Raw genomic sequence first — 1,522 nt, 5'->3', positions numbered from 1 at the left:
GCGCCGGACCGCTCAGATCCTTGCGGCTGGGCGCTTTGGCGGGGACGCCGGAATGGGCAGTTGTGGCCATTGGCCATCTCCTTCTTTCTCTGTCTATGTATGATATCTGTACATAACGTCAAGAAGAGATCAGTTTTCATACACGCCGAATGCGCGCGATGCCGCGTCAGGGATGGCCAGAACTGCCGGCGAGCAGCCGGTCGATCTCACCCATCGCCGCGTCGAACTCGGCAAGAGCCGCATGGGGGAGGGCGGTAGCCTGGTCCAAAGACGCCGGCTGCCCATCCCTTCCCGGTTCTTCGACGACCAGCAGGGCCTTCCCCTTGACCGTCTCCCGCCGTGCCATGCGCGCCGCCACAAGGGCGTCGCCGATCGCATAGGTGCCGCGCCGACTGATCCCGAACGCCCAGGTGATCTGATCGAGCCCGAGTGGCGCAAAACCAGCGAGCAGGATCCACACCTGCGGTGCCCGCGCGCTCGAGCGCAGGTGCCCCAACTGCTCGCGCATCAGCACCGCGCGCCGCCGCGCTTGCGCGACCAGCTCGGCAAGCCGGGTCACGCTGCGCTGGAGGCTGCGGGCCGCCAGCATGGCGCGTTCGCCCGGCCAGAGCTGCGGCTGCAGCGTTTGCGCCGTCACCGCGCCGGGGCAGGGGAGGGCGCGGGCCCACGCGCCGGACGCGGTCAGCAGCCGCCCCAGCGCGGCATCGACCGCCCAGAGCGGGGTGCGCGTGGCGGCCTGCTCGATCGCCACCGCGCGGTTCCCAAACGAACGGATTTGCACCGCGCGCTCCAGCGGCGCGAACCGCGGATCGGCGCGCAGCAGCGCGTGCAGGCGGGCCAGACCCGCGAAGGGCAGGGGGGTCTCGTCATCCGCGCCGGCCTGTTTCATTAGCGTGATCGCCCTGCCGATCGCTTCCTCCGCCAGCGCGTCTTCGGCTTGCATCGGGCGGTCGGCCCCGAAGCGAGCGGCCAGAGCGATGGTCTGCGCGGCATCGGCGAGCGGTTCCCACGGATGACGGCTGAGTTCGCCGAGCAGGGCGCGGACCACGGCATAGGCGGAGCAGCCGGTGAGGGGTGTCTCTTGGGGGCCGCGGTCGAGCCCGGCGAACCAGGCGTTGAACCGGTGTTCGGCGTCCGCAAATCCCGCTTGCGCCAGGGATGAAAGCAACACCTCCCGCAGCAGCCCTACGCAGAACAGCCGTTTTTCGATATCGGTGAGGCTGGCGAGGAGCCCGTCGAGCCGGCCGAGCGCCAGCGCGCATTCGCCTTGCGCGAGGGCGAGCTCCTCGGGTGGGACGTCGGTGTCGGCGGCGAGGGGATGGAAGCGCTCCATGCCGGATGTGTAGTGAATGCCAAAACACTGCACAACTACTCAGGTGGTTGGTGAACGAACATGTGATAATTGCACTTATCACATAAGCAGATTTGACCGTTCTTTATAAGGTGGGCTACAAGCGCGGCTGAGGAGCGAGGCGCGTCGTGAGCACCGAAACCGCCCGGGAAGGGCCAGAAATCCCCGTAG

At 67.7% G+C, this 1,522-nt stretch carries 1 protein-coding gene; it reads right to left on the bottom strand.

The features are described from left to right. Positions 1-166: 166 nt before the first annotated feature. Positions 167-1,333, bottom strand: a complete 1,167-nt coding sequence (locus QOL62_RS19780; RefSeq protein WP_007686500.1) for a hypothetical protein — start codon at positions 1,331-1,333, stop codon at positions 167-169. Positions 1,334-1,522 lie beyond the last annotated feature (189 nt).

The organism is Novosphingobium panipatense (genome assembly GCF_900182875.1).
GTDB lineage: Bacteria > Pseudomonadota > Alphaproteobacteria > Sphingomonadales > Sphingomonadaceae > Novosphingobium > Novosphingobium panipatense.
The sequence above is the reverse complement of the archived record's forward strand: the minus strand, read 5'-3'. Positions and strand labels throughout refer to the sequence as shown.

What these genes read in the sequence shown, in the direction of transcription:
- QOL62_RS19780 (WP_007686500.1), bottom strand. Translation starts at nt 1,333, where the DNA reads ATGGAGCGCTTCCATCCCCTCGCCGCCGACACCGACGTCCCACCCGAG.